The organism is Streptomyces clavifer, from assembly GCF_036345975.1.
GTDB classification, from domain to species: Bacteria; Actinomycetota; Actinomycetes; order Streptomycetales; family Streptomycetaceae; genus Streptomyces; species Streptomyces clavifer.
Genome location: NZ_CP107793.1, coordinates 2722831 through 2744821 on the forward strand (window position 1 = coordinate 2722831; position 21991 = coordinate 2744821).

16 protein-coding genes and 1 tRNA gene are annotated in these 21991 nt (G+C 71.1%); 15 read left to right on the top strand and 2 right to left on the bottom strand.

The window, feature by feature from the left end; all coding sequences use genetic code 11:
• Positions 1–46: 46 nt before the first annotated feature.
• From OG927_RS11680 to glmS, 12 genes are all read left to right on the top strand, one after another.
• Positions 47–1678 carry a carboxyl transferase domain-containing protein gene (locus tag OG927_RS11680; protein WP_319100373.1) on the top strand — a complete coding sequence of 544 codons (1632 nt, stop codon included), beginning with the start codon at positions 47–49 and terminating at the stop codon, positions 1676–1678.
• Positions 1679–1691: 13 nt separating this feature from the next.
• The gene (locus OG927_RS11685; RefSeq protein ID WP_319100375.1) at positions 1692–3740 is read left to right on the top strand and encodes an acetyl-CoA carboxylase biotin carboxylase subunit; all 2049 of its coding nucleotides are present in this window, start codon (positions 1692–1694) and stop codon (positions 3738–3740) included.
• A 17-nt stretch (positions 3741–3757) separates the two neighbouring features.
• Positions 3758–4687 (top strand): hydroxymethylglutaryl-CoA lyase, encoded by a 930-nt coding sequence (locus OG927_RS11690; protein ID WP_056798769.1) that lies wholly within the window; start codon positions 3758–3760, stop codon positions 4685–4687.
• A gap of 7 nt (positions 4688–4694) precedes the next feature.
• Positions 4695–5861, top strand: coding sequence for an acyl-CoA dehydrogenase family protein (locus OG927_RS11695; protein ID WP_056798066.1), 1167 nt, complete (start codon positions 4695–4697; stop codon positions 5859–5861).
• A 206-nt stretch (positions 5862–6067) separates the two neighbouring features.
• Positions 6068–7096: an ABC transporter substrate-binding protein gene (locus tag OG927_RS11700; RefSeq protein ID WP_124282247.1), complete on the top strand. Its 1029-nt coding sequence runs from the start codon at positions 6068–6070 to the stop codon at positions 7094–7096.
• Between the two features lie 1079 nt (positions 7097–8175).
• Positions 8176–9624 (top strand): pyridoxal phosphate-dependent decarboxylase family protein, encoded by a 1449-nt coding sequence (locus OG927_RS11705; RefSeq protein ID WP_330320121.1) that lies wholly within the window; start codon positions 8176–8178, stop codon positions 9622–9624.
• Positions 9608–10882, top strand: a complete 1275-nt coding sequence (locus OG927_RS11710; protein ID WP_330320122.1) for a lysine N(6)-hydroxylase/L-ornithine N(5)-oxygenase family protein — start codon at positions 9608–9610, stop codon at positions 10880–10882. Before OG927_RS11705 ends, OG927_RS11710 begins: the two co-directional genes overlap by 17 nt.
• A complete protein-coding gene (locus tag OG927_RS11715; RefSeq protein WP_330320123.1) occupies positions 10879–11427 on the top strand; it encodes a GNAT family N-acetyltransferase in 549 nt (182 codons plus the stop codon). The genes OG927_RS11710 and OG927_RS11715 overlap by 4 nt, the downstream gene beginning before the upstream one ends.
• Complete coding sequence (locus OG927_RS11720) at positions 11424–13205, top strand: IucA/IucC family protein (RefSeq protein ID WP_056798078.1); 1782 nt, start codon at positions 11424–11426, stop codon at positions 13203–13205. Before OG927_RS11715 ends, OG927_RS11720 begins: the two co-directional genes overlap by 4 nt.
• 97 nt (positions 13206–13302) lie before the next feature.
• A complete protein-coding gene (locus OG927_RS11725) occupies positions 13303–14196 on the top strand; it encodes a DUF4429 domain-containing protein (RefSeq protein ID WP_330320124.1) in 894 nt (297 codons plus the stop codon).
• An 86-nt stretch (positions 14197–14282) separates the two neighbouring features.
• On the top strand, positions 14283–14558 hold the full coding sequence (locus OG927_RS11730) for a hypothetical protein (RefSeq protein ID WP_056798084.1): 276 nt from the start codon (positions 14283–14285) through the stop codon (positions 14556–14558).
• Positions 14559–14614: 56 nt separating this feature from the next.
• Positions 14615–16444, top strand: coding sequence for a glutamine--fructose-6-phosphate transaminase (isomerizing) (gene glmS, locus OG927_RS11735; RefSeq protein WP_209470471.1), 1830 nt, complete (start codon positions 14615–14617; stop codon positions 16442–16444).
• Between the two features lie 366 nt (positions 16445–16810).
• Here glmS and OG927_RS11740 read toward each other — a convergent pair whose 3' ends face one another.
• Positions 16811–17332: a universal stress protein gene (locus tag OG927_RS11740; protein WP_056798089.1), complete on the bottom strand. Its 522-nt coding sequence runs from the start codon at positions 17330–17332 to the stop codon at positions 16811–16813.
• An 826-nt stretch (positions 17333–18158) separates the two neighbouring features.
• On the opposite strand from OG927_RS11740, the gene OG927_RS11745 reads away from it, so the two are divergent.
• From OG927_RS11745 to OG927_RS11755, 3 genes are all read left to right on the top strand, one after another.
• Positions 18159–19391, top strand: coding sequence for a helix-turn-helix domain-containing protein (locus OG927_RS11745; RefSeq protein ID WP_330320125.1), 1233 nt, complete (start codon positions 18159–18161; stop codon positions 19389–19391).
• Between the two features lie 10 nt (positions 19392–19401).
• Positions 19402–20007: an oligoribonuclease gene (gene orn, locus OG927_RS11750; RefSeq protein WP_056798771.1), complete on the top strand. Its 606-nt coding sequence runs from the start codon at positions 19402–19404 to the stop codon at positions 20005–20007.
• A gap of 123 nt (positions 20008–20130) precedes the next feature.
• Positions 20131–20203: transfer RNA gene (locus tag OG927_RS11755), tRNA-His, on the top strand.
• Positions 20204–20659: 456 nt separating this feature from the next.
• Here the strand turns inward: OG927_RS11755 and OG927_RS11760 are convergent.
• Positions 20660–21703: a LacI family DNA-binding transcriptional regulator gene (locus tag OG927_RS11760; protein ID WP_056798095.1), complete on the bottom strand. Its 1044-nt coding sequence runs from the start codon at positions 21701–21703 to the stop codon at positions 20660–20662.
• Positions 21704–21991: the final 288 nt, after the last annotated feature.

Here is a 21991-nt window from a genome sequence, read left to right on the forward strand (position 1 = left end):
CGGGGACACCGTGACTCATGCGGTACGGGCAAGGGGGCTCGACAGGATGCAGCAGGCACCGGTCCTGGCGAGCGCGGCCGATCCCGCCTCGGAGGCCTGGCAGGCCAATGAGGCGGCGCATCACGCGCTCGCCGAGGAGCTGCGCACGCGGCTCGCCACGGCACGGCTCGGCGGGGGTGAGAAGGCCCGCGCCCGGCATGTGGCGCGCGGCAAGCTGCTGCCCCGGGAGCGGGTGGACACGCTGCTGGACCCGGGTTCGCCCTTCCTGGAGCTGGCGCCACTGGCCGCCGAGGGGCTGTACGGGGGCGCCGCCCCGGCTGCGGGGGTGATCGCCGGAATCGGGCGGGTCAGCGGCCGCGAGTGCGTGATCGTCGCCAATGACGCGACCGTCAAGGGCGGCACGTACTACCCGATGACGGTGAAGAAGCACCTGCGCGCCCAGGAGGTAGCGCTGGAGAATAGGCTGCCCTGCCTGTACCTGGTGGACTCCGGCGGCGCGTTCCTCCCGATGCAGGACGAGGTGTTCCCCGACCGGGACCACTTCGGGCGCATCTTCTACAACCAGGCCCGGATGTCCGGGGCCGGCGTCCCGCAGATCGCCGCGGTGCTGGGTTCCTGCACGGCGGGCGGGGCGTACGTCCCCGCGATGAGCGACGAGGCGGTCATCGTCCGGAACCAGGGCACGATCTTCCTGGGCGGCCCGCCGCTGGTGAAGGCCGCCACCGGCGAGGTCGTCACCGCGGAGGAGCTCGGCGGCGGCGAGGTCCACTCCCGCACCTCCGGGGTCACGGACCACCTCGCCGAGGACGACGCGCACGCGCTGCGGATCGTCCGGAACATCGTGGCCACCCTCCCGCGGCGCGGGTCGCTCCCCTGGTCCGTGGAGCCGGCCGACGAGCCCGCGGTCGATCCCGCCGGGCTGTACGGGGCGGTGCCCGTCGATTCGCGGACGCCGTACGACGTGCGCGAGGTCATCGCCCGGGTGGTGGACGGCTCGCGGTTCGCCGAGTTCAAGGCGGAGTACGGCCAGACGCTCATCACGGGCTTCGCCCGGATCCACGGGCACCCGGTCGGCATCGTCGCCAACAACGGGATCCTGTTCTCCGAGTCCGCCCAGAAGGGCGCCCACTTCATCGAGCTGTGCGACCAGCGCGGCATCCCGCTGGTGTTCCTGCAGAACATCTCCGGCTTCATGGTCGGCCGGGACTACGAGGCGGGCGGGATCGCCAAGCACGGCGCCAAGATGGTGACGGCCGTGGCGTGCACCAGGGTGCCGAAGCTGACCGTCGTCGTCGGCGGCTCGTACGGCGCGGGCAACTACTCCATGTGCGGCCGGGCGTATTCGCCGCGCTTCCTGTGGATGTGGCCCAACGCCAAGATCTCCGTCATGGGCGGCGAGCAGGCCGCCTCCGTGCTGGCCACGGTGAAGCGGGACCAGATCGAGGGGCGCGGCGAGCAGTGGCCCGCCGAGGACGAGGAGGCCTTCAAGGATCCCGTCCGTGCGCAGTACGAGCAGCAGGGCAACGCCTACTACGCCACCGCGCGGCTCTGGGACGACGGCGTGATCGACCCGATGGAGACCCGGAAGGTGCTGGGACTCGCCCTGACGGCCTGTGCCAACGCCCCGCTGCCCCAGAAGGATCCCAACGGCCCGGGCTTCGGCGTCTTCCGGATGTGATGTGAGGACTTCCATGTTCAGCACTGTTCTGGTCGCCAACCGAGGCGAGATCGCGGTCCGGGTCATCCGGACCCTGCGTGAGCTCGGCGTGCGGTCGGTCGCCGTCTTCAGCGACGCGGACGCGGACGCCCGGCATGTCCGGGAGGCCGACACCGCGGTACGGATCGGACCCGCGCCCGCCGCATCGAGTTATCTGTCCGTGGAGCGGCTCCTGGACGCGGCCCGCCGCACCGGGGCCGAGGCCGTCCATCCTGGATACGGCTTCCTCGCGGAGAACGCCCACTTCGCGCGGGCCTGCACGGACGCCGGGCTGACGTTCATCGGCCCGCCCGCCCCGGCGATCTCGCTGATGGGCGACAAGATCCGCGCCAAGGAGACGGTCGCGGCGGCCGGGGTCCCGGTCGTGCCCGGCTCCTCCGGCAGCGGGCTCACGGACGAGCAGCTGGCCGAGGCCGCCCGGGAGATCGGGATGCCGGTGCTGCTGAAGCCGTCGGCGGGCGGCGGCGGCAAGGGCATGCGGCTGGTCCGTGAGGCGGCGCTGCTCACGGACGAGATCGCGGCGGCCCGGCGCGAGGCGCGCGCCTCGTTCGGCGACGACACGCTCCTGGTGGAGCGGTGGATCGACCGGCCGCGCCACATCGAGATCCAGGTCCTGGCCGACGGACACGGCCGGGTGGTGCACCTCGGCGAGCGCGAGTGCTCGCTCCAGCGCCGCCACCAGAAGATCATCGAGGAGGCGCCCTCGGTCCTGCTCGACGAGAGCACCAGGGCGGCGATGGGTGAGGCGGCCGTCCAGGCGGCCCGGTCCTGCGGGTACGTGGGGGCGGGCACGGTGGAGTTCATCGTCCCGGGCAGCGACCCCGCCTCGTACTACTTCATGGAGATGAACACCCGCCTCCAGGTCGAGCACCCGGTGACCGAGCTGGTCACCGGTCTCGATCTGGTGGAGTGGCAGCTGCGCGTCGCCGCCGGTGAGCGGCTCGCGCACACCCAGGCCGACATCACGCTCACCGGCCACGCGATCGAGGCCCGCATCTGCGCGGAGGACCCGGCGCGCGGCTTCCTGCCGTCCGGTGGCACCGTGCTGGCGCTGCACGAACCGCAGGGCGGCGGGGTGCGGACCGACTCGGGGCTCAGCGAGGGCGTTCCGGTCGGCAGCACGTACGACCCGATGCTGTCCAAGGTGATCGCGTACGGTCCGGACCGGGCCACGGCGCTGCGCCGGCTGCGGGCGGCGCTGGCCGGCACGGAGGTGCTGGGCGTCCCGACGAACGCCGGGTTCCTGCGACGGCTGCTGGCCCATCCCGCGGTGGTCGCGGGTGATCTGGACACCGGGCTGGTGGAGCGGGAGGCGGACGGCCTGGTGCCGGACGGGGTGCCGGAGGAGGTGTACGCGGCGGCGGCGCTGCTGCGGGGGGCACCCGCGGGCGGGGCCCCGGGCTGGGCCGACCCGTTCGCCGCGGCCGACGGCTGGCGGCTGGGCGGCACACCCGCCGAGACCTTCCACCACTTCCGCGTCCCGGGGCACGACCCGGTGCGGGTCGGCCTGCGCGCGGGTGCGCGGGACACGGCGGAGCTGACGTTCGGGCACGCCGGGGACCGGGACGAGCAGGCGGACACCTGCGGTCCCGTGCCTCCGCTGCCCGGCGCGCAGGCGTCCCGGCTGGTCGGGGTGCCCGCGCGTCGCGTCACCGTCGAGCTGGACGGCCTCACGCACACGTTCAGCCGTGCGGTCTCCCCGGAGGGGGTCTGGCTCGGCCGGGACGGGGACACCTGGCACGTCCAGGACCACGACCCGGTGGCGGCCTCGCTCGGCAGCGCGGGCCGGGCCGGGGCCGACACCCTGGCCGCGCCCATGCCGGGGACGGTCACGGTGGTGAAGGTGGCCGTCGGGGACGAGGTCGCGGCCGGGCAGAGCCTGCTGGTGGTGGAGGCGATGAAGATGGAGCACGTCATCTCCGCCCCGCACGCCGGCACGGTCACCGAGCTGGACGTCACCGCCGGCAGCACGGTCGCCATGGACCAGGTCCTGGCCGTGGTGGTCCCGAGGGAGGAAGCGTGACCGGCACCGGACTGCCCATGACCGTGCCCGTGGCGGGGCTGCCCGCCCGGGTCCGCGTCCATGAGGTCGGGGCACGCGACGGACTGCAGAACGAGAAGTCCGTCGTACCGACGGAGGTGAAGGCGGAGTTCATCCGCCGGCTGGCCGTCGCCGGGCTCTCCACGATCGAGGCGACCAGCTTCGTCCACCCGAAGTGGGTGCCCCAGCTCGCCGACGCGGAGCAGCTGTTCCCGCTGCTGGGGGAGATCGCGGACATCGGGGACGTGGCGCTTCCCGTCCTCGTGCCGAACGAACGCGGTCTGGACCGGGCGCTGGCGCTCGGCGCCCGGTCGATCGCGGTGTTCGGGTCGGCGACCGAGACATTCGCGGCCCGCAATCTCAACCGGACGGTGGACGAGTCGCTCGCCATGTTCGAGCCGGTCGTGGCCCGGGCCAGGGCGGCGGGCGTGCAGGTGCGCGGCTATCTGTCGATGTGCTTCGGCGACCCCTGGGAGGGCGGCGTACCGCTAGCCCAGGTCGTCCGGGTCGCGAGGGCCCTGAGGGACCTCGGCTGTGACGAGCTGTCCCTCGGGGACACGATCGGCGTCGCCACCCCGGGCCATGTGGTGGCGCTGCTCGCCGCGCTGAACGGGGCGGGGGTGCCCACCGACGCGATCGGGGTGCACTTCCACGACACGTACGGCCAGGCGCTCTCCAACACCCTGGCCGCGCTCCAGCAGGGGGTGACGACGGTGGACGCCTCGGCGGGCGGCCTCGGCGGCTGCCCGTACGCGAAGAGCGCGACCGGGAATCTCGCCACCGAGGACCTCGTGTGGATGCTCGACGGCCTCGGTGTCGAAACCGGGGTCGATCTCGGCGCACTCACCGCCACAAGCGTGTGGATGGCCGAACAACTGGGCCGACCGAGCCCGTCCCGTACCGTCCGTGCGCTGTCCCACAAGGAGTGAAAGCACCATGTCCCTTGACCACCGGCTGACCACCGAGCACGAGGAACTACGCCGTACCGTCGAGGAGTTCGCCCACGATGTGGTCGCCCCGAAGATCGGCGACTTCTACGAGCGGCACGAGTTCCCGTACGAGATCGTGCGGGAGATGGGCCGGATGGGCCTCTTCGGCCTGCCGTTCCCGGAGGAGTACGGCGGCATGGGCGGCGACTACCTCGCCCTCGGGATCGCCCTGGAGGAGCTGGCCCGGGTCGACTCCTCGGTGGCGATCACCCTGGAGGCCGGGGTCTCGCTGGGTGCCATGCCCGTCTACCGCTTCGGCACGGAGGAGCAGAAGCGGCGGTGGCTGCCGAAGCTCTGCGCGGGCGAGGCGCTCGGCGCGTTCGGACTGACGGAGCCGGACGGCGGCTCGGACGCGGGCGGCACCCGGACGACGGCCGTGCTGGACGAGGCCACGGACGAATGGGTGATCAACGGTTCCAAGTGCTTCATCACCAACTCCGGTACGGACATCACCGAGCTGGTCACGGTCACGGCGGTCACCGGCCGCAAGGAGAACGGCGCCCCGCGCATCTCCTCGATCATCGTCCCGTCGGGCACCCCGGGCTTCACGGTCGCCGCCCCGTACTCCAAGGTCGGCTGGAACGCCTCGGACACCCGTGAGCTGGCCTTCTCCGACGTACGCGTCCCGGCGGAGAACCTCCTGGGCGAGGAGGGCCGCGGGTACGCACAGTTCCTGCGGATCCTGGACGAGGGCCGGATCGCTATCTCGGCGCTGTCGACGGGTCTGGCGCAGGGCTGTGTGGACGAGTCGGTGAAGTACGCGAACGAGCGGCACGCCTTCGGGAAGCCGATCGGGTCCAACCAGGCGATCCAGTTCAAGATCGCCGACATGGAGATGCGGGCGCACATGGCCCGGATCGGCTGGCGGGACGCGGCCTCGCGGCTGCTGGCGGGCGAGCCGTTCAAGAAGGAGGCGGCGATCGCGAAGCTGTACTCCTCGACGGTCGCGGTCGACAACGCCCGGGAGGCGACGCAGATCCACGGCGGCTACGGCTTCATGAACGAGTATCCGGTGGCCCGGATGTGGCGCGACTCCAAGATCCTGGAGATCGGTGAGGGCACGAGCGAGGTCCAGCGGATGCTGATCGCGCGGGAGCTGGGGATGCGGGCCTGAGCGTCCGCGGCGGGCCGCCGCAACCTCCGCGCCGCGTCCCGGAATCGGCAGTCCGGGCCGCTTCGGGGCCGCTCCGAGGCCGCTCTCCCTCCGGTGAGGGAGGGCGGCCTTCGGCACCCCCGGGAACCGACTGTTATGAGGTTAGGCTAACCTACCTTTCGAATCGTCGGCGGCCAGCCATGACCCCGCAGGAAAGCAGACAGCCCATGCCCAACGTCCGGACCACCTCCCTCTCCCGCCGCGGCCTGCTGGCCGCGGGCGGAGCTGTCGGCCTCGGCGCGGTGCTCGCCGCCTGCGGCGACGGCGACAGCGATGCGACGAAGGAGTCGTCCGGCTCCGCGAAGTCCGGTCCGTGGACCTTCAAGGACGACCGCGGACTGACCGCGAAGGCCGGCTCCACCCCGAAGAACATCGTCGCGTTCATCGGTGTCGCCGCCGCGCTCCACGACTACGGCATCGAGTGCAAGGGCGTCTTCGGCCCGACGAAGACCGCCGACGGCAAGGCCGATGTGCAGGCCGGTGACCTGGACATCAGCAAGGTCGAGGTGCTCGGCAACGTCTGGGGCGAGTTCAACGTCGAGAAGTACACCGGCCTCGCGCCGGAGCTGCTCGTCACCGCCATGTGGGAGAAGGACGCCCTCTGGTACGTCCCGGACGAGTCCAAGGACAAGATCCTCAAGCTGGCCCCCAGCGTGGCCCTGTGGGCGGCCCAGACCACCGTCCCGAAGGCGATCCAGCGCCACGAGGACCTCGCCGCCTCCCTCGGTGCCGACATCAAGGCCACGAAGATCACCGAGGCCAAGACCCGCTTCGAGGCCGCTGCCGCACGGCTCCGCGCCGCCGCCAAGTCCCAGCCGAACATCAAGGTCATGGTCGGCTCGGCAAGCCAGGACCTCTTCTACGTCTCGCTCGCCAAGACCTCCGCCGACACCCTGTACTTCCAGGAGCTCGGCGTGCAGTTCGTCGAGCCCAAGGTCAACGCGGCCGGCTTCTTCGAGGAGCTGAGCTGGGAGAACGTCGACAAGTACGAGGCCGACATCATCATGATGGACAACCGGTCCTCGGCCCTGCAGCCCGACGCCCTGACCTCCAAGCCGACGTGGGCCCAGCTGCCCGCCGTCAAGGCCGGCCAGGTCGTCCCGCGCACGACGGAGCCCATCTACTCGTACGACAAGTGCGCGCCGATCCTCAAGGACCTCGCCGAGGCCATCGAGAAGGCCAAGAAGGTCAGCTGACCCACCGGCCCGGCCCGGTGCGACTCCGGGCCGGGCCGCAGCCGTCGTCCGCGGTGCCCGCCAGCGGCCCTCGCACGACGGCTGCCGTCACACCCGCCGGACCGCCCTGCCGGTTCTTCGGCCCTCAGATCGAAGTGCCGTCAACCCTGCGGCCCGCCCGAGCCCGTCCTTCCGCCGGATCCCACCCCTCACCGGATCGCCTTCGGCCGGCCCGGACCCGCCTGCGTCGCATCCCGGGGCCGAGCCTCTCGCGCCGCCCCTTCCGGTATCCGGGCAGGACCGGAGACCCCCGTCCCGCCCGCCGGGAGCGGCGAGCGGTTCGCCGCTCCCGGCGGGGCGCTCCCCGAAGACACGTGGGCCACCCCTTCCGCGGGCGCACCGGGCGCACCCGTCGCCGCGCGGTGGGACACGACCGAGCCCGACATCGGCTTCGCCCCGCACACGTACGGCTGCCCGACTGGCTGACGGCCGGGCTGGGCCGCTGGGCGCACGCCGCCCAGCCCGGCCGACAGCTCACGGCACCCGGCTCGGCCGTCGAGGACGACAGCGGGTCAGCCGCAGGCCACCGCCGGGGCCTGATCCGGCCGACGAGGAAACCCAGCCCCGCCGCCTGGAGCGGCTGACCGTCGGACGAGGCCCAGGGTCCCGCCGGACGTCCCGCACACCCGGGCCCGCCTTGCAGTTCCGTGCGGCAGGCGACGCACGGATCAGCCCGGCTACAAGGCGCGCCGTGGGCGGCGGGAAGCAGTGCACACCACGGAGAGCACACCGTGCGTCCGGATCGCGCGAGTCGCCCCGTGCGCGGTGGCCCCCTCGTGCGGGAACGGCGGACGGTCCGCAGGTGGCACGATCGCTCGGCAATTACGACAACAACCGCTCAGTCAGAGGAAGTTGAAGGGGAGGGCCGCACCCCCACCGCCGGGCGGAAAAGAGCCGCCGCCGCTTCCTCCGGGGGCGTGGATCACCACAACAAACCTTAGGTTAGGCTAACCTAAGTTAACCGCCGGCGCCCTCGTCCCCCCTGTCTCTCTGCCCGGAGGGCTCCGACGTCATCGCCCTCACCCGGGAGGCCCCTTCTCATGCGTGCGCACCTGCTCAACAACACGACTGCGGAGCATTACCGACGTTCCGTCACCGCAGGCGTCGAACGGGTCGCGGCCGCCCTCGCAGCCACCGAGCGCCCGTTCAGCGGCATCGGTGTCGACGAGCTCTCCCCCGCCATCGACGCCATCGACCTGGACCGGCCGCTCGGCGACACCGCGGCAGCCCTGGACGAGCTCGGCGAGGTCTACCTCCGGGACGCCGTCTACTTCCACCACCCCCGCTACCTGGGCCACCTCAACTGTCCGGTGGTGATACCCGCCGTGGTCGGCGAGGCCGTGCTCTCGGCCGTCAACTCCTCCCTGGACACCTGGGACCAGAGTGCGGGCGGCACGCTCATCGAGCGCCGGCTGATCGACTGGACGACCAACCGCGTCGGGCTCGGCCCGGCGGCCGACGGCGTCTTCACCAGCGGTGGCACACAGTCCAACCTGCATGCCCTGCTGCTCGCCCGGGAGGAGGCCGAGTCCCGGCCCGAGCAGCTCACCCGGCTGCGGATCTTCACCTCCGAGTGCAGCCACTTCAGCGTCCAGAAGTCGGCGAAGCTCCTCGGCCTGGGGCCCGACGCGGTCGTCTCCGTCCCCGTCGACCGCGAGAAGCGCATGCAGACCGTCGCACTGGCCGCGGCGCTGGAGCGCTGCGTGGCCGAGGGCGCGGTCCCGATGGCGGTCGTCGCCACCGCGGGCACCACGGACTTCGGGTCCATCGACCCGCTGCCCGAGATCGCCGCCCTCTGCGAGCAGTACGCCACCTGGATGCACGTCGACGCCGCGTACGGCTGCGGGCTGCTCGCCTCCCGCACCCGCCGGGCGCTCCTCGACGGCATCGAGCACGCCGACTCGGTCACCGTGGACTACCACAAGTCCTTCTTCCAGCCGGTGAGTTCGTCCGCCCTGCTGGTGCGTGACGGGGCCACGCTGCGGCATGCCACGTACCACGCGGAGTACCTCAATCCGCAGCGGATGGCGGAGGAACGCATCCCCAACCAGGTGGACAAGTCCCTCCAGACCACACGCCGGTTCGACGCGCTGAAGCTCTGGATGACGCTCCGCACCATGGGCTCGGACGGCATCGGCGAGCTGTTCGACGATGTCTGCGACCTGGCCGGGGACGGCTGGCGGCTGCTGGCCGCCGACCCGCGCTACGACGTCGTCGTGCGGCCGCGGCTGTCCACGCTGGTGTTCCGCTACGTCCCGGCCCGGGTCACGGCACCCGCGACCATCGACCGCGTCAACCTCTATGCCCGCAAGGCGCTCTTCGCCTCGGGTGAGGCCGTCGTCGCCGGTACGAAGGTCGGTGGACGCCAGTACCTGAAATTCACCCTGCTCAACCCCGAAACGACCGCGCAGGACATCCGCGCGGTCCTCGATCTGATCGCCGGCCACGCCGAGCAGTACCTGGGAGAATCCCTTGACCGCGCTTCCTGACCCCCACGACTTCATCGGGATCGGGCTCGGCCCGTTCAACCTCGGCCTCGCCTGCCTGACCGAGCCGATCGACGAGCTGGACGGCGTGTTCCTGGAGTCCAAGCCGGACTTCGAGTGGCACGCGGGAATGTTCCTCGAAGGGGCCCACCTCCAGACCCCGTTCATGTCGGACCTGGTGACGATGGCCGACCCGACCTCGCCGTACTCCTTCCTGAACTACCTGAAGGAGCGGGGCAGGCTCTACTCGTTCTACATCCGGGAGAACTTCTACCCGCTGCGCACCGAGTACAACGACTACTGCCGCTGGGCCGCCGCCCAGCTGGACAGCATCAGGTTCGACCAGACCGTCCAGTCGGTTACGTACGACGAGGCCGACGGCCTCTACACGGTCCGCACCGCCGACAGCGCCTTCCGGGCCCGCCACCTCGTGCTGGGCACGGGCACCCCCGCGTACGTCCCGGAGGCCTGCCGGGACCTGGGCGGCGACGTCCTGCACAACTCCCGCTACCTGGAGAACCGGGCGGCGCTGCAGGCGAAGCGGTCCATCACGCTGGTGGGCAGCGGGCAGAGCGCGGCGGAGATCTACTACGACCTGCTCTCCGGGATCGACGTGCACGGCTACCGGCTGAACTGGGTGACGCGCTCACCCCGGTTCTTCCCGCTGGAGTACACCAAGCTCACCCTGGAGATGACCTCGCCGGAATACGTGGACTACTTCCACGCCCTGCCCGAGGACACCCGCTACCGGCTGGAGTCCGGCCAGAAGGGCCTCTTCAAGGGCATCGACGGCGAGCTGATCGACGCGATCTTCGATCTGCTCTACCAGAAGAACCTGCCCGGCCCGGTCCCCACCCGCCTGCTCACCAACTCGACGCTGCACAGTGCCCGTTACGAGCCCACGACCGGGACGTACACGCTGGGGCTGCGCCAGGAGGAGCAGGGCAGGGACTACGAGCTCGACACCGAGGGACTGATCCTCGCCACCGGCTACCGCTACACCGCGCCCGCGTTCCTGGAGCCCGTCACGGACCGGATCCGGCACGACGGCCGGGGCAGGTTCGACGTGGCCCGCAACTACAGCATCGACACCACCGGGCGCGGGATCTTCCTGCAGAACGCCGCGGTGCACACCCACTCGGTCACCTCGCCCGACCTGGGCATGGGCGCCTACCGCAACGCGTACATCATCGGTGAGATGCTCGGCCGTGCGTACTACCCGGTGGAGAAGTCCATCGCCTTCCAGGAGTTCGCCGTATGACCCGCGCACCCGGAACCTTCACGGTCCGCCCCATGGACCCGGTCACCGACGCCGCACTGGTGTACGGCTGGGTCACCCACCCCAAGGCGGCGTTCTGGATGATGGGCGACGCCCGGCCCGAGGACGTCGAGCGCGCGTACTGGGCGATAGCCGCCCATCCCCACCATGACGCCTTCATCGGGCTGCACGATGGTGAGCCCGCCTTCCTCATGGAGCGGTACGACCCGGCCGAGGTCGAGCTCAAGGGGCTGTACGAGGCCGAGCCCGGCGACATCGGGATGCACTTCCTGGTCGCCCCGTCCGACACCCCCGTGCACGGCTTCACCCTCGCCGTGATCACCACCGTGATGGAGACGCTCTTCGCCGATCCGGACGTACGCAGAGTCGTCGTGGAACCCGATGTCACCAACGCCGCGGTGCAGTCACTGAACAGGGCCGTCGGCTTCGAGGTGATCCGGAGGATCACCACGCCGGAGAAGGACGCGCTGCTCTGCGCCTGCACCCGTGAGCAGTTCGAGGACGCGACCACAGGAGCACACCGATGACCCCCCGCAACCCCGCCGACAGCGTCGCCCACCTCACGCCGGAGCACTGGGCCGCAGCCGGCCGGCTGCTGATCCGCAAGGCCCTGGCCGAGTTCTCCCACGAGCGCCTGCTGACCCCCGCCCCGCTCGGTGGCGACCGCTACTCCGTGCACAGCGACGACGGGGCGACCGAGTACCGCTTCACCGCCCGCCGCTTCGCCCTCGACCACTGGCAGGTCGACGCGGAGTCCGTCACCCGCCACCGGCACGGCTCGGACGTCCCGCTGGACGCACTGGAGTTCTTCGTCGAGCTGCGCGCGGCGCTCGGCCTGTCGGCGGAGATCCTCCCCGTCTATCTGGAGGAGATCTCGTCGACGCTGGCCGGAACCGCGTACAAACTGACCAAGAAACCGACCACGGCGGCAGAACTGGTGGCGGCCGGATTCCAGTCCATCGAGACGGGTGTGACCGAGGGTCACCCCTGCTTCGTCGCCAACAACGGGCGGCTGGGTTTCGGCGTGGACGAATTCCGTGCGTACGCCCCCGAGGCCGCGGCCGGGATCCGGCTGGTCTGGCTGGCCGCCCGGCGCGATCGAGCCACCTTCACCGCGGGCGCCGGTCTCGACTACGACAGCCTGATCGCGGGCGAGCTGAGCGAGGCGGCCCTCGGCCGGTTCGCGGCCCGGATGGCGGACCTCGGGCTCGACCCGGACGACTACCTGCTGATCCCGGTCCACCCCTGGCAGTGGTGGAACAAGCTCTCCGTGACCTTCGCCGGGGAACTGGCCCAGCGGCACCTGGTCTGCCTGGGCGAGGGGGAGGACGCCTACCTCGCCCAGCAATCGATCCGCACGTTCTTCAACACCGATCACCCGGAGAAGCACTATGTGAAGACGGCCCTGTCCGTCCTCAACATGGGCTTCATGCGGGGGCTCTCCGCCGCGTACATGGAGGTCACGCCGGCGATCAACGACTGGCTGGCCGGTCTGATCGGGAGCGACGCCGTGCTCCGCGGGGCCCGGTTCTCGATCATCCGGGAGCGGGCGGCGATCGGCTACCACCACCGGGCGTACGAGGCGGCCACCGCCAAGGGGTCCCCGTACCTGAAGATGCTCGCCGCACTGTGGCGGGAGAGTCCCGTCCCGGCACTGGCACCGGGCGAGCGGCTCGCCACGATGGCCTCGCTGATCCACACCGACCACGAGGGCCGCTCGGTGGCGGCTGCGCTGATCGCCGAGTCGGGGCTCGACCCGGCCGACTGGCTGCGGCACTACCTGGACGCCTACCTGGTGCCGGTGCTGCACTGCTTCTACGCCTACGACCTGGTGTTCATGCCGCACGGCGAGAACGTGATCCTGGTCGTCGAGGACGGAGTCGTCCGGCGCACGGTCTTCAAGGACATCGCCGAGGAGATCGCGGTCATGGACCCGGACGCGGTGCTGCCGCCCCAGGTCGAGCGGATCCGCGCCGACGTCCCCGACGACATGAAGCTGCTGTCGGTCCTCACCGACGTCTTCGACTGCTTCTTCCGCTTCCTGGGCGCGGGCCTGGACACGGAGGGCGTCCTCGACGAGGAGACGTTCTGGCGGACGGTCCGCGCGTGCGTCGCGGGCTACCAGGAGTCGGCGCCGTACCTCGCGGACAGGTTCGCGCAGTACGACATGTTCACGGAGGAGTTCGCCCTGTCCTGCCTCAACCGGCTTCAACTGCGCGACAACCAGCAGATGGTCGACCTCACCGACCCGTCCGGCGCACTGCAGTTGATCGGCACCCTGCGGAACCCGATCGCCGGCCCCTGAACCGCCCCCGCCGGTCCCGTCCGCCCCCATGGGACGGGACCGGCGGGTGCGGGAGGACCCATGGGCCGCCGGCGGCACGGCTGGCAGAATCCGCTGCATGGCGGACATCATCACGCGCGACGGGTCGTGGAGCTTCGACGGGGACGCGGTACGCATCGTGCCGGGCAGCAAGGTCCACCCCGTGCGGCAGGACCTGGGCGAGTTCGCCGTCCCGCTGCGGGCCCTGGCGGGGATCTCCTTCGAGCCGGACCGCAAGGGCGGCCGTCTGCGGCTGCGCCTGCGCACCGGTGCGTGCCCGGTGCTGCGCGCCGCGGACGGCAGGCTCAAGGACGCCTCCGACCCCTACCAGCTCACCGTGGAGAAGGACCGCAGGGGCGTGGCCGAGTACCTCGTCGACGAGGTGCGCAACACCCTGCTGATCGAACAGGTGCCCGACGGGCCGGTGGACCGCTTCCTGCTGGCGGGACCCTCACTGCCGGTCTCCGGCGGCGGCGGGGACGGTACGGCGTCCTTCGACGGGGAGACCGTGCGGCTCACCTGGAACTGGAAGGCCGAGCAGTCGAAGGTCTCCGGCGGCGCCGTCGCGCTCCCGGTGTCAGAGGTGACGGGCGTGCACTGGCTGCCCGCCCTCGGGCTGGAGAACGGCTGGCTGCGCTTCGAGACGGGGAGCGGCAGCGCGTCGGCACTCGCCAAGTTCGACCCGCACGCGCTGGACCTGTGGGGGCTGTCCAGGAAGGAGTACTCGGCCGTCCTGGTCGCAGCGGCCGTCCTGGTCCGGCTTCCGGACACGAGGGCCGCGGTGGGGCCGGCGCCCTCCGGGCCCGCCGCGCTGCCCCCGCCTCCCGCATCGAGCGCACCGCCCGTGCCGCCCGCCGACGATCACGACGTGCTGCTGCGCAGACTGCGTGAGCTCGGCGAACTGCATCAGGCGGGGATCCTCACCGACGACGAGTTCAGCACCGCGAAGCAGGCGGTACTCAAGCGCCTCTGAGCGGATCGATGGCGTATTTCTGTGACGCCTGCCCGATATCGGGCAGATTTCTTGCACTATGCCTCCGGGCCACGCAATATCGACGAGTGCTCGAACGCCGCCCGCCGCATGACGACCTCATCGACCACCTCGTACGCTCCACCGCGCTCCAGCGCGGCGAGGCCGCCAGGGTGATCCTCGATGTGCTGGCGTACTTCGACGAGACGACCGAGGACTTCGTCCGCCGCCGCCACCGCGAACTGCAGTCCGGCGGCCTGGTGAACTCGGAGATCTTCGAGCGGATCGCGGCCGAGCTGCCGCACCGCGCGGTGGCGCCGCAGGAGCTCTCGCTCCGCCAGCTGCGCCGCATCGTCTACGGCTGAGCCGCGCCGGGCGGGCAGAGCACTCATGTGTACGTCGATGGAGGGGCAGAGAATCTATGTGCGGGATCGTCGGTTACATCGGAAAGCGTGACGTGGCTCCACTGCTGCTGGAAGGCCTGCAGCGGCTGGAGTACCGGGGGTACGACTCGGCGGGCATCGTCATCACGGGCAAGGCCGCGGCAGGCAAGCCGGGCGCCCTGAAGATGGTCAAGGCCAAGGGCCGGGTCCGTGAGCTCGAGGCCCGCGTACCGAAGCGGTTCGCCGGCACCACCGGGATCGCCCACACCCGCTGGGCCACCCACGGCGCCCCGAGCGACGAGAACGCGCACCCGCACCTGGACGCCGAGAACAAGGTCGCCGTCGTCCACAACGGCATCATCGACAACGCCTCCGAGCTCCGCGCGAAGCTCGTCGCCGACGGGATCGTCTTCCTCTCCGAGACCGACACCGAGGTGCTGGTCCACCTCATCTCCCGGTCGCAGGCCGTCACCCTGGAGGAGAAGGTCCGCGAGGCGCTGAAGTCCGTCGAGGGCACCTACGGCATCGCCGTCCTGCACGCCGACTTCAACGACCGCATCGTCGTCGCCCGCAACGGCTCCCCGGTCGTGCTCGGCATCGGCGAGAAGGAGATGTTCGTCGCCTCGGACGTCGCCGCCCTGGTCACGCACACCCGCCAGATCGTCACCCTGGACGACGGCGAGATGGCCACTCTCAAGGCCGACGACTTCCGTACGTACACCACCGAGGGCTCGACCACGACGGCCACGCCCACCACCGTGGAGTGGGAGGCCGAGTCGTACGACATGGGCGGCCACGACACGTACATGCACAAGGAGATCTCCGAGCAGGCCGACGCCGTGGACCGCGTGCTGCGCGGCCGCATCGACGACCGCTTCTCCACCGTGCACCTGGGCGGTCTGAATCTGGACGCCCGCGAGGCCCGCGGGGTCCGCCGGATCAAGATCCTGGGCTGCGGCACCTCGTACCACGCGGGCATGATCGGCGCCGGCCTCATCGAGGAGCTCGCCCGCATCCCCGCGGACGCCGAGCCCGCGTCCGAGTTCCGCTACCGCAACCCGGTCGTGGACCCCGACACCCTGTACGTCGCCGTCTCCCAGTCCGGTGAGACCTATGACGTGCTGGCAGCGGTCCAGGAGCTCAAGCGCAAGGGCGCCCGCGTCCTCGGCGTCGTGAACGTCGTCGGCTCGGCGATCGCCCGGGAGGCCGACGGCGGCATGTACGTCCACGCGGGCCCCGAGGTCTGCGTCGTCTCCACCAAGTGCTTCACCAACACCGTGGTCGCCTTCGCGCTGCTCGCCCTGCACCTGGGCCGCATCCGCGACCTGTCGGTCTCCGACGGCAAGCGGATCATCGAAGGGCTGCGCAAGCTGCCCGAGCAGATCGGCCAGATCCTCGAGTCGGAGGACGAGATCAAGAAGCTGGCGGAGGAGTACGCGGGCGCGCAGTCGATGATGTTCATCGGCCGCGTACGGGGCTACCCCGTCGCCCTGGAGGCCTCCCTGAAGCTCAAGGAGATCTCGTACATCCACGCCGAGGCCTACCCCGCCTCCGAGCTGAAGCACGGCCCGCTCGCGCTCATCGAGCCGGCGCTCCCCACGGTCGCGATCGTCCCGGACGACGACCTGCTGGAGAAGAACCGTGCCGCGCTGGAGGAGATCAAGGCGCGCAGCGGCCGCATCCTCGCCGTGGCCCACCGCGAGCAGGAGAAGGCCGACCACACGATCCTCGTGCCGAAGAACGAGAACGAGCTGGACCCGATCCTGATGGGCATCCCGCTGCAGCTGTTCGCCTACCACACGGCGCTGGCCATGGGCCGTGACATCGACAAGCCGCGCAACCTGGCGAAGTCGGTCACCGTCGAGTAGACCCGCGGTCCGTCCCCGGGAGCGGCCCTCGCATCACGCACGCGCGGATGCGGGGGCCGCTCTCGTCGTGCCGGACCGCGTGCAGCGCCGCGGCCCCCTCGGATCCGGCGCCTGCACGGCTGCTGACGGCGCCTCAGGGGCCTCGCGGTGCCTCGGGGGGGAATGGGGGAGCCGGCCCGGGGTGCGGCGTCCACTGAGGGGCATGGACAGGTTCGGGGGCCTGTCCCGACCCCGGGGCGCGAAGCCGGGTCGGGGTTCGGGTGGGGCGACCGCGGCCTCGGGGGCGCGGAGCCGCTTCGGGGACGCCGGGACCCGCCCGGGGGCGAGCCCGCTCAGGGGCGGATCCTGCTCAGGGACGGATCCCGCTCAGGGAATGACGATCACGGGGCGCTGGGCGCGACGGGCGAGACGGCCCGCCACCGAGCCGAAGATCCGGCCCACGATGCCGTGCGTGGAGCCGACCACGATCGCGTCGGCCGAGTACTCCCGGCCGACCTCCTCCAGCTCGTGGCAGATGTCCCCGCCGCGCTCGACGAGCACCCACGGCACCTCGGAGAGGTAGTCCGCGCAGGCCAGCTCCAGGCCGAGGACCTCGGTACGGTGATCGGGCACGTCCACGAAGACGGGCGGCTCGCAGCCGGCCCAGACCGTGGTCGGCAGCCGGTTGGCGACGTGGACGATGATCAGCCCGGAGCTCAGCCTGTTCGCCATGCCGATGGCGTACGCGAGGGCGCGCTCACTGGACATGGAGCCGTCGAAACCGACCACGACTCCATGCCGGAAGGCGGGATCGCAGGAAGGGCGCGACTCTGTGACCGGCTGCGGGTCCGACCGCGGGTCGGCTACCTGCTTGCGGTCTGCGGGTTCAGGGATTTCGTGACCGGCCATCGATGTCTCGGCGAAGAGAGTCCTCGTGAGGAGCGAGCAGTGTGGAGGTGTGTCTGCGAGCGATGAAGCTGTGTCCGGGAACCATCTTCCCAACCCCCTACCCCCAAGGGTACGGCGCCACTCCTTCACCGCCCAGCCCTCGCAAAGCGCATGCGGCAATGGAGGGAGCATGCCGGACACGGCCCCGTATGGCAATGCCGGGTGTGTCGTACATCCAGGTCGCCGGGACCGGGGCGACGCACCGTGGACACTCTCCCTCGACACCCACGACCGGACCCGGCCCGCGCGGCCGAAAGCATCGCCGACTCCCCGGCCCCGATCGTCACACGGCGCCATCGGCCGGCTCCGCTTCGCACCCGACCCGGGAGAGGGGGCGGTCAGCGGAGGCCAAAGGGCGCATAGAAGCAGTCCACCACCAGGGTGGTGCGCCGGTTGCATGACCGGAATACGCGCACACAACCGCTGCTTTTCAGCCAACTTCGCACAGCCCCCCGTTTCCTGGCGTTTCGGCCGACCAACCCACGTGCCAGCAGGCAGGAATAGACCGCGCGGTACGCTTTGAACCAACACGGACGGGCCATGATCGTCAGGCGCACTTCCCTGAGCGGCTCGCGAGTGGAACGCTTCGTGATCGAATGCTTCGCGCCAAGTTGCCTTGTCGACATAGTGCCGGTGGGGGAACGTGTCACGTCGGCACCACGGAACGCAGTAGATTCGATCATGAGTATCGAGGACTGGGGACGCGTGCGAGACCGAGGGGAAACGTGCAGGAGCGACAGGCCCGTAGGGACCAGGGAGACGCGAACACCGAGGGGGGCTTAGCGTCATGAGCCAGGACTCCGCCACCGCAACGGAGGCCGCACGGAAACTGACCGGGCGGCGACGCCGGGAAGTCGTAGCCGTACTGCTGTTCAGTGGCGGCCCTATCTTCGAGAGCTCCATCCCGCTCTCCGTATTCGGAATCGACCGGCAGGACGCGGGAGTTCCGCGCTACCGCCTGCTGGTCTGCGGCGGCGAGGATGGGCCGCTGCGCACTACCGGGGGGCTCGAACTCAGCACGCCGTACGGCCTGGAGGCCATCAGCAGGGCGGGCACCGTGGTGGTACCCGCTTGGCGGTCCATCACATCACCGCCGCCCGCCGAGGCGCTGGAGGCGCTGCGCCGCGCCCACGAGGAGGGCGCACGCATCGTCGGCCTGTGCACGGGGGCCTTCGTGCTCGCGGCGGCCGGCCTGCTGGACGGCCGCCCGGCCACCACGCACTGGATGTACGCACCGACGCTGGCCAAGCGCTACCCGTCGGTGCACGTCGACCCGCGTGAGCTCTTCGTCGACGACGGCGATGTGCTCACCTCGGCCGGGACCGCGGCCGGAATCGACCTCTGCCTCCACATAGTCCGTACCGACCACGGCACGGAGGCGGCAGGCGCGCTGGCTCGCCGGCTCGTCGTGCCACCGCGTCGCAGTGGCGGTCAGGAACGCTACCTGGACAGGTCTTTACCTGAAGAGATCGGCTCCGACCCGCTCGCCGAGGTCGTGGCCTGGGCGCTGGAGCATCTCCACGAGCAGTTCGACGTGGAGACGCTGGCCGCGCGTGCCTACATGAGCAGACGGACCTTCGACCGCAGGTTCCGTTCGCTCACGGGCAGCGCACCGCTCCAGTGGCTCATCACCCAGCGCGTGCTGCAGGCGCAGCGTCTGCTCGAGACCTCCGACTACTCGGTCGACGAGGTGGCGGGCCGCTGCGGCTTCCGTTCGCCGGTCGCGCTGCGCGGGCACTTCCGCCGCCAGCTGGGCTCCTCCCCCGCCGCGTACCGGGCCGCCTACCGGGCCCGTCGTCCGCAGGGCGGGGCGCTGGAGAGTGTCACCACGGTGATCGAGACGTCCGCGCCCGTCCAGGGCACGGCATCGAGCCGGCGGGCCGCTGCGGCTGCCTCCCCCGGTCCGACCCCGGTCATCGCCGCGGCGGCCTCCGGTGGTGCCGCGGAGCATCTCAGGCCGGGACCCGAGGCGTACGTTCCCGGGCGCCCGACCCTGCCGGGGCAGCGGAGCGCCCCGTAGGGTGGGTTCCATGAACGACCGCATGGTGTGGATCGACTGCGAGATGACCGGGCTCTCGCTGACGGACGACGCACTCATCGAGGTGGCCGCACTGGTCACCGACTCGGAACTGAACGTGCTCGGTGAAGGGGTGGACATCGTGATCCGCCCGCCGGACGCGGCCCTGGAGACCATGCCCGAGGTGGTGCGGCAGATGCACACCGCCTCGGGCCTCCTCGACGAGCTGGCCGGGGGCACGACCCTGGCCGACGCGGAGGAGCGGGTCCTGGCCTACGTGCGCGAACACGTGAAGGAGCCGGGCAAGGCCCCGCTGTGCGGGAATTCGGTCGGCACCGACCGCGGCTTCCTGTCGCGGGACATGCCGTCGCTGGAGGGCTACCTCCACTACCGGATCGTCGATGTGTCCTCGGTCAAGGAACTGTCGCGCCGCTGGTACCCGAGGGCGTACTTCAACAGTCCGGACAAGAACGGCAACCACCGGGCACTGGCGGACATCCGTGACTCCATCACGGAGCTGCGCTACTACCGGGACGCGGTCTTCGTGCCGCAGCCCGGCCCGGACTCGGCCCGCGCCAAGGAGATCGCGGCGCGGCACGCCAAGCCTGCCGGACAGTAGGACGACACGCCTGGTCACGGGCCCGGAAGGGCCCGTGGACGGGCCGTAGGGAACTCGGGCGCGAGCACCCTCTCGGACCCTGTACACTTTTTCTCGGCCGGTCGGAAACGACCGGACGACATGGTGGGTATAGCTCAGCTGGCAGAGCACCTGGTTGTGGTCCAGGATGTCGCGGGTTCAAGTCCCGTTACTCACCCTGATTGATCAAGGGCCGGTCTGTGAAAACAGACCGGCCCTTCGTCATGCCCCGTATGAGGCCCACCACAGACGTCCGTCCATGCGGCATGGACCGCCGTGTCCCGGGAACCCGCCCTACGGGCCCTGCCGCGCTCTCCCCCGACGCGGCAGGGCCCGTCGGTGGTCGCGTCGGGGCGGCTCGCCCCCTCCCCCCGCGCCGGCCCCGTGCGCGACGTTCCACGCCGGACGTACGCCCGTGACGAGCCGGTCCGGGCCGTGACGGACGACGGCTTCCTGGTCCTGCGCGAACGCGTGCGGGGCGTCCGCCGCCGCGCCGACGACGGGGGGTGCCGGTCCCCGCCCGGCGCCCTCCCGCGCGCACGGGTCCAGGACCCCGCCCGGGCGGTCGGCCGGAGGCCGCGCGGGCTCCGCGTTCCCGTGGCCACCCTCGTGCCCGGGGCCGGTACGCGCCCCCTCAGGAGGACTCGCGCACCACCAGCTCCGTGGGCAGCACGATCCTCGGACGCTCCACCGCGCGGTCCTCGGAGCGGTTCGCGATCTCCTGGAGCAGGACCCGGGTCATCGTGCGGCCCATCTCCTCGATCGGCTGGCGGACGCTCGTCAGCGGCGGGTCCATGTGGCGGGCCACCGCGGAGTCGTCGAAGCCGATCAGGGCCACGTCGTCCGGGATGCGGCGGCCGGACTCGCGCAGGACCTGCCGCGCACCCGCGGCCATCACGTCGGAAGCGGCGAAGACCGCGTCCACGTCGGGGCGGCGGACCAAGAGCTCCCGCATGGCCCGGGCGCCGCCCTCCTCGCTGAAGTCGGCAGGAGCGATCAGCCGTTCGTCCGGGTCGAGCCCGGCCGAGGCGATGGCCTTGCGGTAGCCGTCGAGCCGGCGCTGGGCGCCGTACACGTCGAGGCGTCCGGTGATCGTGGCAATGGAGCGGCGGCCCCGCGATATGAAGTGGTCGACCGCGGCACGGGCACCTTCGAAGTTGTCGGAGTCGACCGAGGGGAGCGTCTCCGCCGCGTGCCTGCGGCCGCTGATCACCGAGGGCATGCCCAGCTGTTCGAGCAGGTCGGGCAGCGGGTCGTCGGCGTGGACGGAGACCAGCAGCACGCCGTCGACCCGGTGGGCGGTCAGGTACGAGGCCAGCCGGCGGCGCTCACGGTCGTTGCCCGCCAGGGTCAGGAGCAGCTGCATCTCGGTGTCGGCGAGGGCGGCGCCCACCCCTCGCACGATGTCGGAGAAGTACGGCTCGGCGAAGAACCTGGTCTCGGACTCCGGCACGACGAGGGCGATGGCGTCGGTCCGGTTCCCGGCGAGCGCCCGGGCCGCCCGGTTGGGGACGTAACCCAGCTCGGCGACGGCCGCCTCGACGGCTTCCCTGGTCTGCGCGCTGACCCGCGGCGAGCCGTTGATGACGCGTGAGGCCGTGCCCCGCCCCACTCCGGCGCGTGCCGCTACTTCTTCGAGCGTGGGCCGCCCGCCACTCCGTACTCGCGCTGCCGCCATGGCTGCCTCCCGTTCGCGGTCAATTTCTCACAGCCGGATAGCCAAACCAAGTCCCGCTGTCCGATCTCTTGACACTCGCTCGGACCGACCGGCTCGAGCGTGGCGCCACTCCCCTTGGGAGCGCTCCCAAGCCTACGGGTTCGCTGCGGTGAACAGGTAAGACCCGCCCCGTCCAGCCCGTCAGCCGTGCCGTGCGGCCGCCCGCCCACACGCACGGCACCGGACGCGGACGCCCGGCGCCGGGACGGTCTCGGCGCGCGACGTCGGGGGGCGGCGGTGTCGCCTCAG